Here is a 15,128-nt window from a genome sequence, read left to right on the forward strand (position 1 = left end):
ATTTTTATTTTTATTTTTATTTTATATGTAGATATATTTTTTATTAATTTTCGTTATTCACTAATCTTATATCCCAAGTTTATTTTTTATTCATGCTGAATAAAAAGTACGCTTATCATCACTCAATTTAGTTAAAATTTTTATCCAGTTAAAATTCAATAATAAAAGTACGTTATAATAAATATTTGTTATACAACTTAGGATCAAACCTTGAACAAATTTGCAGCCATAATTTTTGTTTTATTATTATCGTGTGGTGCTGCGCTATGGTTTTTAGCCAGTGACTCTTTAAATTTTCATATTAAAAATCAACTTCAAAATATTGGTTCGCAACTAAGCCAACAAAAAGTAACGGTTGAAAACGTAACAATCCATGGGTATCAGGGAACAGGAACCATTAGCAATTTTGTGTTGGCCCCGTCACAGTTATCAAATATTTCGACCGATGAAAAATCAACACTAAGCATTGCCGCCATTCATTTAGTGGTTGATCGTGATAGCTTAAAAGAAGATATTATTCTTATCGAGAGTATTACCATTGATGGTTTAAGTGCTTCAATTTATTACAGCGAAGATGGTGACAGCTTTAAACAACTACTATTAACCGTGCAAAAAAATATAGATCAATTCACCCTCAAAGACAGTAGTGTCAAAAATCAGCAACAAGTTACAACGACGCCACGTTTATTAAAGGTGGCTAAAATAACAGTAAATTCGCCAGTACTTAATTTAATAGGTCATAAAAACGCACCAATAATCACTAAAACATTACCTCGTTTTGAATTAGAAATTGTTGATAAAGAAACCGGTAACACTGGTGAAACCATAGGTATTGAGTTATTTGAAAAATTACTGAGCGCATTAAATAACCAAGCAACTATGCTTACAAAAACATTGTAAAGCTTGAAATAGTCTAATAACCCAGCTAATAATAGCTTTACTCTTTTATGTTTTTATCCGTATTGAAAAGGTCATAAAATGCGAACGTCATTAAAGTCAGCAAATCTCATTTGCATCCTACTTATTAATTCAGTTTTATTGTTATTACCTTTTACAAGTCATGCTCGAGATATAGAAATAACTCCCTTTATCGGGCAAATGTTCAGTTCTGATCTAATTAATAGCCAAAACGGCACAGACCTGGTTGTCACTGATGATAAAAATTATGGATTAGCAATCGCTTGGCAAGATTCACCTAATGGCCAAGGACAAATATTACTTAACACTGTTAGCCATGACTTTATCAGTAGTTCAGATCAACAAGAGCACTCCTTCGATATTACCTACTTGCATTTCAGTGGAGTTACTCAGCTTAAACAGCAAAATTATGTGACGACCATCTCGCTAGGTATCGGTGCCACTTATTTTGAAACTGACAGTAAAGACGAAATTTACCCCTCCCTCACTATGGCTTTTGGCACACGCTACGAACTATCAAAGAATATCGCTCTTGTTACAGAGCTTCGAGGTTATGCAAGTTATATAGAAGAAGATAATCAGTTATTTTGTCAAGAAACCATCTGCCACGCTTTGTTAGAAGATGGTCTGTGGCTTGATGGAAGTATTTCAGTTGGTTTAGCTATTAAGTTTTAGTCATCATTGATAAACCATTTTATTATCAAGGTCATTACTTATTTATTACCGATAGCAAAGATAGAGTAAACCTGCTGTTATAATCAAAACAGCGATCATTGTTAGACCTAGCTGATGTTGCAGACAAAATTTCCATAAATAGCTTCATCTAATGAAAAGCAGGGCTTTAAATTTGATACAGTCGTCGGGCTTGAACAAAAATTTCTTTGGCAGCGATTTTGAAAAGAAGTGGTATTAAAAATCACTCGTTGTAAATTAAGTCCGGTAAAGCACTTTAATTACATGCCAACCAAATTTAGTTTTAACAAGATGGGGCTCTAATATTGCACCGCTAAAAGCCACTTTATCAAACTGAGGTACCATTTGACCTCGTTTAAACTCGCCTAAATCGCCCCCTTTTTTACCCGATGGACATGACGAATGTTTTTTAGCTAATGTTTGAAACTTAGCTCCTTTAGCTAGCTGCTTAATAATATCTTCTGCAATTTCTTTATGCTTAACCAAGATGTGAAGTGCATGCGCTGTTGCTGCCATATTGAAACCTTTTTAATACTGTCTAATAAACACGCATATTATAGCGGATCATGACTAATCTATTTGAATATTATCTTTCGGAAAACAAAAAGCCCCGACTCTTTCGAATCAGGGCTTTCATATTATGGTACCGCAGGACGGACTTGAACCGTCACTTCTTTCGAAACCGGATTTTGAATCCGGCGTGTCTACCAATTCCACCACTGCGGCTTAAATATTTTTCGTAGTAACTACCAAAAATTCAAACTGTTTATCAATAACGCCAGTGCGTTAATGAATCTGTTCGGCATTATACGAAAATAACTTTATTAAGCAATAGTTTTTATCAATCGTTGGTGTGTATGTTTATTATTTGGTCGATTTGGAGGGATTTGAAAGTTTAGAGCATTAAACACCGACTTAATTAATGCTTAGGTGACGGTTCCCCTCCAACAATGCGATTATGTATAGCTCGCAACACTCAAGAAAAACCTTGCCTTCATCGGCTATTGTATCGAAATTTAAATAATTTTAATCAAAATACACGGGGCAATATATAAACAAGTCATTTGATGCCAATCTAAAATCATTCTTGTGTGATATAACATAACTATGGAAAAAGCTTAGTAACAATTTACTTACTGTAAATTGACAATTCCATATGGAGAAATATTATGAAAACCTTAATAAACAATTCTAAAAAAGTACTTATCCCCTTAATTATGGGAAGTATTTTTGCTGGAAATGTTATGGCCGCAGGCCCCTATGCGGTTGAACTTGGCGAAGCAGGTACTTTCACCATATTGAGTAAATCTGGAATTACTGATGTTTATCCGTCTGCTGTTACCGGTAATGTCGGCACTAGCCCAATTACAGGCGCTGCGCTTTTACTCAACTGTGATGAAGTAACTGGCGCTATGTATACGGTTGACTCTGCTGGTCCACTGCCCTGCTCAATAAATTCACCTTACCTTTTAGGATTAGCAGTCAGTGATATGGGCATTGCCTACAATGATGCTGCAGGCAGAGTTCCTGCTGATCATACCGAACTTGGTGCGGGTGAAATTGGTGGCCTAACACTAGCACCTGGTGTTTACAAATGGTCTTCAGACGTCAATATCAGTACAGATGTTACTTTTAATGGCACTATGGATGATGTTTGGATCATGCAAATATCAGGTAATTTAAATCAGGCAAATGCCAAGCGCGTTACTTTAACGGGTGGCGCTTTAGCCAAAAATATTTTCTGGCAAGTCGCAGGTTATACCGCACTCGGCACTTATGCATCCTTTGAAGGTATCGTGCTCAGTAAAACCTTGATTTCTGTTAATACTGGAACCACTGTTAACGGGAGACTATTGGCACAAACGGCTGTTACATTGCAAAAAAACACGATTAACGCGCCAACTGAGCAATATGAAGAAGCTCCTCAATAACAACGTAGTGACTACAGTCAAATAGCGTTAACGACATATAAAAGGTAGCAAGTTTCAATGCTACTATCATTTTTGTATGTCGTTTTTTAATACTATTTTAGCGATAAAAAACACAAATAATCATCTCTCTTATACTTTAGCTATTGTGTTTGATAAACTGTTAAAAATTTATTATTCACGTGACTTATGACTTTCATTTCATCTCAACATTTCCCCCGTGCTGGTTTTCGCCGCCGCTTAGCTTCCTGGGTATATGATCTTTTAATTGCCATTGCGGTATATATGACTGCTGGCGCAATGTCATTTCTATTGATGTACTTAGGTTTTCACTTTGGCTTATTCGGCTTACAGGGGTACGAACACTTTTCTGATGCTATTGCCAATACGGCTTGGTTAAAGTGGCCAAATGAGTTTTGGAAGCTTGCTTGGGTGTCGTTTTTCTTTATTTGGTTTTGGTCTAAAACCGGTCAAACCTTAGGGATGAAAGCGTGGCGTTTACGTGTTCAAAACCAAGATGGTACTTTGATCAATAAGGTTACTGGCCTAAAAAGATTACTGCCTACGCTATTAGGTTTAGGTAACTTTACGGTGATTTTTGATCGTAAAAACAAATTAAGCTTACAAGACAGGTTAACGGATACAGAAGTGGTGGTTTTAACGTTAGACGCTAACCGCGGTCGTTTGTAGAGTACTCCTGCTAATACGGGGCAATAAAAGTGAGGCATGATAAATGTGATTATCATGCCCTCTAATCACATTTATCGACTAAAAGGCGCGCAAGTAAAAGTTAACTGGGCCGTTTATTCATTAGATATAACGCTAATGATACAAAGATAAAGCTGGGCATTAACGCGCCAAAAGCCGCAGGCAACTGATACACTAAGCTTAACGACCCTAACACTTCGTTTGTAATAAAGAACAAGATTCCTGTTGCTACTCCCATCATAATTCTTGCCCCCATCGATACTGAACGCAAAGGTCCAAAAACAAAAGACAAGGCAAGTAACAGCATAACCGCAACGGTTAGTGGTTGAACGATTTTACGCCAAAAAGCTAAAACGTAACGACTTGAGTCTTGGTTGTTTTCTTCTAAATAACTTAAGTATTCAGATAAGCCCCGTAATGATAAAGCTTCGGGAGTAACCATAACGACGCCAAGTTTTTCAGGCGTCAAACTCGATGTCCACATTTTTACCTGCGATGACTCGGTAACCATTTTGTTTTCACTTAAATGGGTATCGACAACATCACGTAACTGCCAAGCATCTTTTTGATAAATAGCACTATCTGCAGATAACCAACTTGATAGTTTTAATGATTTATCAAAGCGGTATATTTGTACATCGTTTAATTTCCCTTTATCTTCTACTTCACCAATATGAACAAAATAATCGCCATCTTTCGCCCAAGTTCCATCAGCGGATGAAATTAAGCTTCCGCCTGATATCGCCTGTGCTTTAAGCTGTCTTGCGGCTAATTCACCAACCGGCGCTAACCACTCTCCAACAGCCATGCTGATAAAAACGAGAACAGTCGCTGACTTCATCACTGATTTTATAATGTCTACCCGCGACAAACCTGCCGCTTGCATAACCACAAGCTCACTGTTTGTTGCCAGCATGCCCATACCGATTAAACCACCAATTAGTGCTGACATCGGGAAAAACATTTCAATATCGGGTGGGATTTTATAAAGCACAAATAAAGCAGCATGCGCAATATCATAGTTACCCTTGCCCACGGTTTTCATTTCTTCAACAAACTTAATGATACCACTTAGGCTGACAAAAACTGATAACGTTAATAGCGTTGTAGATGCAATAATTCGACCAATGTACATGTCTAATATACGCATTATGATGATGTTCCTTTGCGGGTAAAATTGCGAAATAATAGCGGAAGCTTAGCTTTGATTTTCATCCCAAAACTGCGATCCTTTATAAGCAGACTTACGCCGAGCACCAGCACAAAAAAGTGTACTGGCCATAAACCTAAGTTTTTAGGTATTGTGCCCGACTCAACGCCAGAGCGCACCGCTGTCAGCATCAAGAAATAACCTAGAAACAGCAATAATGCCGGTAACATTTTAGCAAATTTACCTTGCCTAGGATTAACAACACTTAAAGGTACGGCAATTAATGTCATGATCAAACACGCAATAGGAAAAGCAATGCGCCAATGACTTTCCGCACTAAAAGCAGCGGTATCTTCCTCAAACAAATCTTGGGTGGGAATAGCCCTTAATTTTCTATTTTTGTGCGCCACTTTTTGATCTTGTATTTGGATATAATACTTATCAAAAAAGACTTCTTTGAATTCTTTACTCTTAGTATCGTTTTGATAACGTGTACCGTCACTCAAGACTAAACGCTGTGAGCCACTTTCTTCCTCAATCACTTGTCCGGTTTGTGCATAAACTAAACTGGCATTAATAATACTTTTATCCGTGGCTTTTTTATCAGGAAGTTGCGCAACAAACACTTTTTCAAAGGTGTTGTCATTACGATTTTTATCGTGAATAAAAATGACGGCTTTTTCATTACCTGTCGTTTGAAAACGACCAGCAATAAGCGAACTTAACCCCGAGTCTGCGGCTAATTGTTCTTTAACTTGATACTCATATTCTGAGGCCATAGGTGATAGGTATAGTGTAAAAATTCCGGTAAATATCGCTGTCACAAAACTTAAAATCAGTGTAACCCGCACTACGTACCATTCACTGACACCACAAGCATGCAATACTGTCATTTCGCTATCGGCATAAATACGCCCGTAAGCCAATAAAACCCCGAGAAATAAACTTAAGGGTAAAATCATTCCCGCTAAGTCAGGTATCTTTAAACCAATAAAGACCATAACCAAGTGTCCGGGGATCCCTCCTTCGGCAGCATCGTCAAGAATACGAACAAATTTATTACTAATAAAAATGGTCATCAGCACTAAGAAAACCGCTAATTGAGTTTTAGCGACTTCTTTAAGTAAATAACGAAAGATAATCATAAGAATTCCCTATAAAAACATCGTTTTTTTCTGACATCTGCTCTATTTTTAAGTAAACTTGTCGTTTTCATAAGTAATATTAATTTTTGCTCTGAGGGGAATTCGCTTGCACCAAGCTATAATTATAGCCTGTAGCTGAATACTTTTAAAAGTAAGCATAACGATTATTTATAGATTTAAACAAGTTTACTCGTAAATTTCATTTAAAAACAGCTTGTTTTTGTACGAATTAGGAGAGCTCATGGAGTTCAACGTAAAAAGTGGTAGTCCCGAAAAGCAACGTAGCGCCTGTATTGTCGTTGGCGTTTTTGAACCTCGCCGTCTTTCAGCGATTGCTGAACAACTTGACGAAATTAGTGAAGGCTATATCAGTAACTTATTGCGTCGCGGTGATTTAGAAGGTAAATCAGGGCAAATGTTACTGCTTCATCACGTGCCTAATATCTTAAGCGAACGTGTTTTACTGGTCGGTTGTGGTAAAGAACGTGAACTTGATGAACGTCAATACCGACAAATTATCAGTAAAACTATTAGTACGTTAAATGAAACGGGCTCGATGGAAGCTGTGTGCTTTTTATCAGAACTTCATGTTAAAGGTCGCGATACCTATTGGAAGGTACGCCAAGCCGTTGAAGCGACTCAAGACTGTTTATACAGCTTTGACGGATTAAAAACGCGTAAAGTTGAAGCACGCCGACCTCTACGTAAAATGGTTTTTAATGTACCAACACGTAGAGAGTTACCGATGGGCGAACGCGCTATTTCTCATGCGCTTGCTGTCTCTGAAGGTATAACAACCTGTAAAAATGTGGCTAATATGCCGCCAAATATCTGTAACCCTGCTTATTTAGCTGAACAAGCTAAAATTTTAGAGCACGATTACGACAATATCAGCACCGAAATAGTTGGCGAGAAAGAAATGGAAGAATTGGGTATGAATTCATACCTTGCCGTTGGCCGAGCTTCACGTAATGAATCAATTATGAGTATTATTAAATATAATGGTGCTGGTGATGATGTTAATCCGATAGTTTTAGTTGGTAAAGGTGTGACTTTTGATGCCGGTGGTATTTCTTTAAAGCCTGGCGAAGCCATGGATGAAATGAAATATGACATGGGTGGCGCAGCGGGTGTTTTAGGTGCTATGCACGCCCTAGCAGAATTACAGTTGCCGATTAACGTTATTGGTGTTTTAGCCGGTTGTGAAAATATGCCCGGTGGCGATGCTTATCGCCCTGGTGATATTTTAACGACGATGTCAGGACAAACAGTTGAAGTATTAAATACCGATGCAGAAGGTCGCTTGGTTTTATGTGACGCGCTGACGTATGTTGAACGCTTTGATCCTGAACTTGTTATCGATGTAGCAACCCTTACCGGTGCCTGTGTGGTTGCCTTAGGTAAACATGCATCAGGCCTGTTGAGTACGCACAACCCATTAGCACATGAGTTGTTAAATGCTTCTGAACAAAGTGGTGACCGCGCATGGCGTTTACCGTTATGGGAAGAATATCAAGAACAATTAGAAAGCCCATTTGCTGACTTTACCAATTTAGGTGGCAAAGGCGCAGGTACTATTACGGCTGCCTGCTTCTTAGCGCGTTTCACTAAAAAGTACCACTGGGCACATCTTGATATTGCTGGTACGGCCTGGCGCAGCGGTGGCAAAGATAAAGGCTCTACTGGTCGTCCGGTAAGCTTATTGACTCAATTTTTATTGAATCGTGCTGGCGCAGAGCAAAGCGAATAACTCTAGACTAAAAAGAAATAAAAGGAACAACGCAAACATGCAAACACAAGTAATGTTTTATTTGCTTGAAGAAGATGCAAAGCATGAAGCGGTGGCTGAACAGTCACATGCTCATGCTTGTTTGCAGGCTGCTAATTTTTATCGCCAAAATCAGCGGGTGTTTATTTACTGCGCTGATCAGCAAACAGCTCACCAGTTAGATGAACTGCTTTGGGCCTTTGAACCTGACAGTTTTGTTCCTCACAATTTACCGGGCGAAGGCCCTAAAAATGGCGCTGCCGTTGAAATTAGTTGGCAACCACCCACTAACCGACGCGCTATTTTAATAAATTTAACCAGCACAGTGCCTCACTTTGCTAATCAGTTTTCACACATTATTGACTTTGTACCCAGTGATGAAACCCTCAAACAACAAGCTCGAGAGCGCTATAAAGGCTATCGTCAATGGGGATTTCAAGTGGATAATCAAACCGCGCCACAACCGTCACAGTCAATTAATGCACTTTAATCAAGTTAAGTAGTCATCCCCATGGAAAAAACATTCAATCCTTCAGAAATCGAACAGTCTCTTTATCAAAGTTGGGAAGAGCAAGGTTATTTTAGCCCAACAGGTGAAGGAGATGGCTATAGCATCGCTATACCACCACCAAACGTTACCGGTAGTTTGCATATGGGACACGCGTTCCAACAAACTATTATGGATACCTTAATTCGTTATCAACGTATGCAAGGTAAAAATACTTTATGGCAAACCGGAATGGACCATGCGGGTATTGCCACACAAATGGTGGTAGAACGTAAAATTGCTGCCGAAGAAGATAAAACTCGTCACGATTACGGTCGTGAAGCTTTTATTGATAAAGTATGGGAATGGAAAGACGAGTCTGGAGGCACGATTGGCAAGCAAATGCGCCGTTTGGGTAACTCTATTGATTGGTCTCGCGAACGTTTTACTATGGATGATGGCATGTCTGAAGCGGTGCAAGAAGTTTTTGTTCGCTTATTTGAAGACGACTTAATTTATCGTGGTAAACGCTTAGTTAACTGGGATCCAAAATTCCATACCGCTATTTCTGATTTAGAAGTTGAGAACAAAGATAAAAAAGGTCACATGTGGTACTTACGCTATCCTTTGGCTGATGGCGTTAAAACCGCTGAAGGTAAAGACTACTTAGTGGTAGCGACAACTCGACCAGAAACTGTTTTAGGTGATACCGGTGTCGCGGTAAACCCTAAAGATGACCGTTATAAAGATCTGATCGGCAAACATATTTTATTACCTTTAGTTAATCGTTTAATCCCTATTGTTGGTGATGACCATGCTGATATGACCAAAGGTTCAGGTTGTGTGAAAATCACACCTGCACATGACTTTAACGATAATGAAGTCGGTAAACGTCATAATTTGCCATTAATCAATATTTTAGATAAAAATGCTGCTATTTTAGCAAGCGCTGAAGTTTATAAAAATAACGGCGAGCATTCTGATGCCTACAGCACTGAATTACCAAGTGAATTTGCAGGAATGGACCGTTTTGTTGCTCGCAAAGCCATTGTCGCTAAATTTGATGAGTTAGGTTTACTTGTTGAAGTAAAAGATCATGATTTGGTCGCGCCCTATGGTGATCGCTCAGGCGTGATTATTGAACCCTTATTAACCGACCAATGGTATGTTCGCACCGCACCTTTAGTGGGCCCTGCCGTTGACGCGGTAGCAACGGGTCAAATTGAATTTGTGCCTAAACAGTATGAAAATATGTACAACGCTTGGATGCGTGACATTCAAGACTGGTGTATTTCTCGTCAGCTTTGGTGGGGACATAGAATTCCAGCCTGGTACGATGAAGATGGTGGTGTTTATGTCGGTAGAACCGAAGCTGAAGTGCGTGCTAAATACACGTTAGCGGCAGATTTTGTTTTAAAGCAAGACGATGATGTACTCGACACTTGGTTTTCATCAGCATTATGGACGTTTTCTACCTTAGGCTGGCCAAGCAATATGGAAGATCTTAAAAAATTCCATTCAACTGATGTGCTTGTCACCGGCTTTGACATTATTTTCTTCTGGGTTGCCCGCATGATCATGATGACCATGCATTTCATTAAAGATGAAAATGGCCAACCACAAGTACCGTTCAAAAAAGTCTATGTTACCGGTCTTATTCGCGATGAAAATGGCGATAAGATGAGTAAATCAAAAGGCAACGTTGTCGATCCTCTTGATATGATTGATGGCATTGCCCTTGATGAGTTATTAGAAAAACGCACCGGCAACATGATGCAGCCAAAATTGGCGGCAAAAATAGCTAAGCTAACCAAGAAAGAATACCCAGCAGGTATTGAAGCTCATGGTACTGACGCATTACGCTTTACCTTAACCTCAGTTGCATCAACAGGCCGTGACATTACCTGGGACATGAAACGCTTAGACGGTTACCGTAATTTCTGTAATAAATTATGGAATGCGAGTCGTTACGTGTTAATGAATACCGAAGAGCAAGACTGCGGTAAAGTCGTTAATGGTCAACAAGGTGAAATGGAGTTTTCATTAGCTGACCGTTGGATATTAGGTCAATTCCAGCAAACCGTAAAAACTGTCCATGAATCTTTTGAAGCCTTTCGTTTCGATTTAGCTTCACAAGCACTATACGAGTTCACCTGGAACCAATTTTGTGATTGGTACTTAGAGTTAACAAAACCAGTATTGTTTAAAGGTAGCGAAGCACAGCAACGTGGTACTCGTCATACCTTAGTGACTGTGCTCGAAAGCTTATTACGCTTGATGCATCCTATTATGCCATTTATCACTGAAACAATTTGGCAACGTGTTGTGCCATTAAGTAACTTTGTTGCTGATAACAAAGGTAATGAAAACGCCAGTATTATGGTCCAGCGCTTTCCACAGTTTGATGCAAGCCAATGTGACCAGACGGCTATTGGTGATTTAGAGTGGGTTAAACAGTTTATTGTTGCTATACGTAATATTCGCGGCGAAATGGATATTTCACCCAGTAAAGAATTACCGGTACTACTTAAAAATGTTAATGCTAACGACCAACGTCGCTTAGATGAAAATCAACAGTTTTTAAGTGCCTTAGCTAAACTTGAAAGTATTACGGTATTAACAGACAAGGACAATGCACCCCTGTCTGCTACTGCTGTTGTTGGTGATTTATCAGTATTAATCCCAATGGCGGGATTAATTGATAAAGAAGCTGAGCTAGCCCGTTTAACAAAAGCGGTCGATAAACTAGAGAAAGACGCTGAGAGAACCCGTGGGAAATTAAGCAATGAAAAGTTTGTTGGTAAAGCTCCTGAAGAAGTTATCAACAAAGAAAAGACCAAGTTAGCTGATACCGAATCGGCCTTAGCCAAGCTTGCTGAACAAATAGTACAAATTTCGGCGTTGTAAGCGTTGTTTATCTTATGATTGATAATAATAATGATTCTCAATCATAAATATCTAATAAAGCCAGCATCTTAGCTGGCTTTTTTATGTCATAAAAAAGTCATCAAATCTTAAGATTTTTATAGGATTTCAAGAAAATATTGTGCTAACATACTTTCGCGTTGAGTTTTTGCGTTTCGGGAGAAGGATATTTCAACTATTTACCTTAATTTAACAAGGTCGATTATTGATTAACCTCAGACGCTACTAGTTTGTGTTATTGGAAACCTTTCTCTGTCTGTACTTTTATAGGTAGAGAGCATTTACTCCGTATATTTCATAGTGGATAATCCACTTATTACTATTTTTTAATTAATGACCTACGGGAAATGTTGACATGTCTGATTCAGTAACTGGTAAAGTAAAATTTTTTAACGAATCTAAAGGATTCGGTTTCATCGAGCAAGATAACGGACCTGACGTTTTTGTTCACTTCAGCGCTATCTCTGGTGACGGTTTCCGTACACTAACTGACGGCCAAGCTGTTACTTTTACTATCAAGCAAGGACAAAAAGGTCCTGAAGCTGAAAACGTAATTGCTTCTTAATAACGACTTATTGTAGTTATTAAAGGATCTTAGGATCCGAATAAAAAAAGCGGAACAATGAAAATTGTTGCGCTTTTTTTTATACTAAAATTCAACCCACCACGTTTTTTAAAGAACGCACATACCTTCAAACACCCCGTTGCTATCAAAGCCATTAACAAAGTCATTACTAAAGATCATCAAAAAACGCATCAGTGATTGAACAAGAGTATGTGTTCTTATTGCTATGAGTTTATTTGTACGGCTGGGCCGATGAATCGCGTTTTAAAAGAACTTATTGGCGCAGCCATAGTGTTTGTTAATTAATAAAAAGAAGTGAGCTAATGAAGGGAGGTTTACAATAGTGACACCGTTATTAAATAGCGCAGCGGAAACACCCGTGAAAGGTATCAGCAAGGCTATAAAATACGGTGCCTTATTTTAGTTAGTGAGTTATCTCTGCAGAAATGATATCTACAATCGCATCAATATGCATTTCATCGGTATTTAAAGCTGGAATATAATGATACGTTTCACCACCAGCACCAATAAACATATCTCGGTTTTCGTGCACTAACTCTTCTAAAGTTTCTAAACAATCAGCACTAAATGCTGGGCTAATAATAGCGACATGCTTATTATCAGCAGCAAGATCAACAAGCGTTACATCGGTATAAGGTTGTAACCACTCTGCTTTACCAAAGCGTGACTGAAAGGTCATCACAAAATCATCCTCGGTAAAGGCTAACGCTTCCATTAATAAACGCGTTGTCTTTGCACAACAACAATAATAAGGGTCACCCTGCTCTAAGAAATACTTAGGCATACCATGAAAAGATAATACTAACTTATCCGGCTTACCATGTTCGGCAATATGCTTATTTACACTTTGCGCAAGGGCCGCTATGTATTTAGGGTTGTCATGATAACCACTAATAAAACTTAGGCTTGGGATCCAACGCCACGATTTAATTTTATTAACGACCGCATCGAAAGTAGAACCAACCGTTGGACCTGCATACTGAGGATACAGAGGTAAAGTAATTATCTTACTGACTCCTGCAAGTTGTAATCTGTCTAAAGCATCATCGATTGTAGGCTTACCATAACGCATTGCCAGCTCAACTCTGACATCATCACCATATTTCTCAGTGAGCACTTTAGCGACTTCGTCTTTTTGCTGTTGGCTAATAACTAATAAAGGTGAGCCTGATGGTGTCCAAATACTTTCATAGAGCTTTGCTGATTTTTTAGGTCGAACCCTTAAAATAATGCCATGCAAGATCATTAACCAAATAAGTCGAGGTATTTCAACGACCCGAGGATCAGATAAAAACTCGCCTAAGTAGCGTCTCAAAGCTGATGCAGTAGGCGCTTCAGGTGTGCCAAGATTGGTGAGTAAAACACCAACTTTAGCCGTTTTATTATGTATTTCTTTGGTACGGCCGTGAAAACGTCCACTAAATTTAGGCATGAATTCGATACTCTATTTTTTAAATGACGACAAAAAGACAACGGGTAAGCTTACCCTAACACACCAAACAAGAATCAGTTCATCTGATGTGTTAAAAGGCTCAAACCCATACTATATTTAAATTATGGAACGATATTACTAATGACTAAATTTAATTGCTCTGTAGTCGTTACTGGCACATTATTAAGTTCAGCTTTGAAATCACCTGATTTAATACCAGCGCCGCCTGAAGCAGAAACGACTGCATAAATGTGTACCACATCGACATCACTCAACTTAGCTTGTGGCGTCATTGCACTTGCATCATTAAGTACTATGGTTATGGGCAAATCACTCGCGACTAATTTAACGGCGGCAAGAGGCATACGCCCCCGAGAAGTATCTGCAGATATAGCATAAATGAAAACCGTTTTATCATCACCCACTGACAGCAAGGTTAGTATTTCATCGCTTAATGTAACGTTAACCGTTAGCTTGGGACCAGCAATACTTGGTTCGATTTGACTGTTGGCATCGTCGGTCATATTGGGTTGGGCAATACGCTTTTTCGCTTCATCAATAACTTCAAGCAATGCTTGCTTATTGACATTCTTTTTATCTGAATCAACAACACGTTGCCAATGAGAAATAGCCACTTGATACTTACCAGCAGTAAAACTATGCATACCTAGTAATATATTTGTTGAAGGATCGTTAGGGTCTATCGCTAAAGCCTGATCAATAAATCCTTGCACCCTTGCATCAATTTTTTGCTCGTTCTTATAGTAAATCGCTTGGGCTTTAGCACCAAACACATCGGCTTGCGGGCCTTCAATACGTAAGACTTGGTCATAAGCTTTTACTGCACTGTCAAATTCACCGACGGTGACTAAAGATTGACCTAAAGCGTACCAAGCATCTGAGTTGTCTGGTTCGGTTTTAGTGACATCCATTAAGCGTTTTAATTGATTAATAGTTTGTTGTTCCGCATTAGCCGATTGCTGCATTGGCTCTTGAGGCGTCATTGTTGTCAATTTTTCATAAGTGCCTATTTCAGCATATAGATAAAAACTAAAAGCTAAAATAAAAACAGACAAGCCAACAGGCCAAGCCATAGCTAGTACTTTCGTGTCTTGTGGCGTTTTATCTGCAAGATCTTGATTTTCCATGTCTTGCAATAAAGTATTATCGAGCTCTGTTAATAAATATTGGTAATTTTCATCATCAATATTATTTTGCTGAAAGTCTTTTTCTATCTCAGCTTTATGTTCGTGATATAAGCGCACATTAGTTTCGTCACGCTGAGTATCATCAATCGAGATGTTGTTTTGGTGTTGTTTAATAAATGGTGCCCACACTACTGCTAAAACCAGCAATAAAAAGACAATAATGATAAAGATTAATTCCAT

Annotated in this window: 13 protein-coding genes and 1 tRNA gene; 8 read left to right on the top strand and 6 right to left on the bottom strand. The window is 38.7% G+C overall.

Going from position 1 to position 15,128, the window contains the following annotated elements; genetic code table 11:
- Window positions 1-210: 210 nt before the first annotated feature.
- Both H4J69_RS12685 and H4J69_RS12690 read left to right on the top strand, forming a co-directional pair.
- Window positions 211-900: a hypothetical protein gene (locus H4J69_RS12685; protein ID WP_182218264.1), complete on the top strand. Its 690-nt coding sequence runs from the start codon at window positions 211-213 to the stop codon at window positions 898-900.
- 78 nt (window positions 901-978) lie between these two features.
- Complete coding sequence (locus H4J69_RS12690) at window positions 979-1,593, top strand: hypothetical protein (RefSeq protein ID WP_182244577.1); 615 nt, start codon at window positions 979-981, stop codon at window positions 1,591-1,593.
- Between the two features lie 255 nt (window positions 1,594-1,848).
- Here H4J69_RS12690 and ppiC read toward each other — a convergent pair whose 3' ends face one another.
- Both ppiC and H4J69_RS12700 read right to left on the bottom strand, forming a co-directional pair.
- Window positions 1,849-2,127 carry a peptidylprolyl isomerase PpiC gene (gene ppiC / locus H4J69_RS12695; protein ID WP_070375841.1) on the bottom strand — a complete coding sequence of 93 codons (279 nt, stop codon included), beginning with the start codon at window positions 2,125-2,127 and terminating at the stop codon, window positions 1,849-1,851.
- Window positions 2,128-2,252: 125 nt separating this feature from the next.
- Window positions 2,253-2,337, bottom strand: a tRNA-Leu gene (locus H4J69_RS12700).
- 443 nt (window positions 2,338-2,780) lie between these two features.
- Here H4J69_RS12700 and H4J69_RS12705 point away from each other — a divergent pair.
- Both H4J69_RS12705 and H4J69_RS12710 read left to right on the top strand, forming a co-directional pair.
- Window positions 2,781-3,542 carry an ice-binding family protein gene (locus tag H4J69_RS12705; protein WP_182218267.1) on the top strand — a complete coding sequence of 254 codons (762 nt, stop codon included), beginning with the start codon at window positions 2,781-2,783 and terminating at the stop codon, window positions 3,540-3,542.
- Window positions 3,543-3,728: 186 nt separating this feature from the next.
- Window positions 3,729-4,229, top strand: a complete 501-nt coding sequence (locus H4J69_RS12710; protein WP_182218268.1) for an RDD family protein — start codon at window positions 3,729-3,731, stop codon at window positions 4,227-4,229.
- 100 nt (window positions 4,230-4,329) lie between these two features.
- Here H4J69_RS12710 and lptG read toward each other — a convergent pair whose 3' ends face one another.
- Both lptG and lptF read right to left on the bottom strand, forming a co-directional pair.
- Entirely contained in the window at window positions 4,330-5,397 is a 1,068-nt protein-coding gene (gene lptG / locus H4J69_RS12715; protein ID WP_220467880.1) for an LPS export ABC transporter permease LptG, read from the bottom strand.
- Complete coding sequence (lptF, locus tag H4J69_RS12720) at window positions 5,397-6,542, bottom strand: LPS export ABC transporter permease LptF (RefSeq protein WP_182218270.1); 1,146 nt, start codon at window positions 6,540-6,542, stop codon at window positions 5,397-5,399. The genes lptG and lptF overlap by 1 nt, the downstream gene beginning before the upstream one ends.
- Window positions 6,543-6,783: 241 nt before the next feature.
- Here lptF and pepA point away from each other — a divergent pair, with 241 nt between their 5' ends.
- The 4 genes from pepA (at window position 6,784) to H4J69_RS12740 (ending at window position 12,287) form a co-directional block, all read left to right on the top strand.
- On the top strand, window positions 6,784-8,292 hold the full coding sequence (gene pepA / locus H4J69_RS12725) for a leucyl aminopeptidase (RefSeq protein WP_182218272.1): 1,509 nt from the start codon (window positions 6,784-6,786) through the stop codon (window positions 8,290-8,292).
- Between the two features lie 37 nt (window positions 8,293-8,329).
- Entirely contained in the window at window positions 8,330-8,800 is a 471-nt protein-coding gene (locus H4J69_RS12730) for a DNA polymerase III subunit chi (protein WP_182172566.1), read from the top strand.
- A gap of 21 nt (window positions 8,801-8,821) precedes the next feature.
- Window positions 8,822-11,704, top strand: a complete 2,883-nt coding sequence (locus H4J69_RS12735; RefSeq protein ID WP_182244578.1) for a valine--tRNA ligase — start codon at window positions 8,822-8,824, stop codon at window positions 11,702-11,704.
- 373 nt (window positions 11,705-12,077) lie between these two features.
- Window positions 12,078-12,287, top strand: coding sequence for a cold-shock protein (locus H4J69_RS12740; RefSeq protein WP_070375833.1), 210 nt, complete (start codon window positions 12,078-12,080; stop codon window positions 12,285-12,287).
- Window positions 12,288-12,711: 424 nt separating this feature from the next.
- Here H4J69_RS12740 and hemH read toward each other — a convergent pair whose 3' ends face one another.
- Complete coding sequence (hemH, locus tag H4J69_RS12745; RefSeq protein ID WP_182218280.1) at window positions 12,712-13,740, bottom strand: ferrochelatase; 1,029 nt, start codon at window positions 13,738-13,740, stop codon at window positions 12,712-12,714.
- A gap of 122 nt (window positions 13,741-13,862) precedes the next feature.
- Window positions 13,863-15,128 (bottom strand): c-type cytochrome biogenesis protein CcmI, encoded by a 1,266-nt coding sequence (gene ccmI, locus H4J69_RS12750; RefSeq protein ID WP_182244579.1) that lies wholly within the window; start codon window positions 15,126-15,128, stop codon window positions 13,863-13,865.

Source organism: Colwellia sp. BRX10-9 (assembly GCF_014077405.1).
Classification (GTDB): Bacteria; Pseudomonadota; Gammaproteobacteria; order Enterobacterales; family Alteromonadaceae; genus Colwellia_A.

What these genes read in the sequence shown, in the direction of transcription:
- ccmI (WP_182244579.1), bottom strand. Translation starts at nt 15,128, where the DNA reads ATGGAATTAATCTTTATCATTATTGTCTTTTTATTGCTGGTTTTAGCA.
- H4J69_RS12735 (WP_182244578.1), top strand. Translation starts at nt 8,822, where the DNA reads ATGGAAAAAACATTCAATCCTTCAGAAATCGAACAGTCTCTTTATCAA.
- lptF (WP_182218270.1), bottom strand. Translation starts at nt 6,542, where the DNA reads ATGATTATCTTTCGTTATTTACTTAAAGAAGTCGCTAAAACTCAATTA.
- hemH (WP_182218280.1), bottom strand. Translation starts at nt 13,740, where the DNA reads ATGCCTAAATTTAGTGGACGTTTTCACGGCCGTACCAAAGAAATACAT.
- H4J69_RS12710 (WP_182218268.1), top strand. Translation starts at nt 3,729, where the DNA reads ATGACTTTCATTTCATCTCAACATTTCCCCCGTGCTGGTTTTCGCCGC.
- lptG (WP_220467880.1), bottom strand. Translation starts at nt 5,397, where the DNA reads ATGCGTATATTAGACATGTACATTGGTCGAATTATTGCATCTACAACG.
- H4J69_RS12740 (WP_070375833.1), top strand. Translation starts at nt 12,078, where the DNA reads ATGTCTGATTCAGTAACTGGTAAAGTAAAATTTTTTAACGAATCTAAA.
- pepA (WP_182218272.1), top strand. Translation starts at nt 6,784, where the DNA reads ATGGAGTTCAACGTAAAAAGTGGTAGTCCCGAAAAGCAACGTAGCGCC.
- H4J69_RS12705 (WP_182218267.1), top strand. Translation starts at nt 2,781, where the DNA reads ATGAAAACCTTAATAAACAATTCTAAAAAAGTACTTATCCCCTTAATT.
- ppiC (WP_070375841.1), bottom strand. Translation starts at nt 2,127, where the DNA reads ATGGCAGCAACAGCGCATGCACTTCACATCTTGGTTAAGCATAAAGAA.
- H4J69_RS12690 (WP_182244577.1), top strand. Translation starts at nt 979, where the DNA reads ATGCGAACGTCATTAAAGTCAGCAAATCTCATTTGCATCCTACTTATT.
- H4J69_RS12730 (WP_182172566.1), top strand. Translation starts at nt 8,330, where the DNA reads ATGCAAACACAAGTAATGTTTTATTTGCTTGAAGAAGATGCAAAGCAT.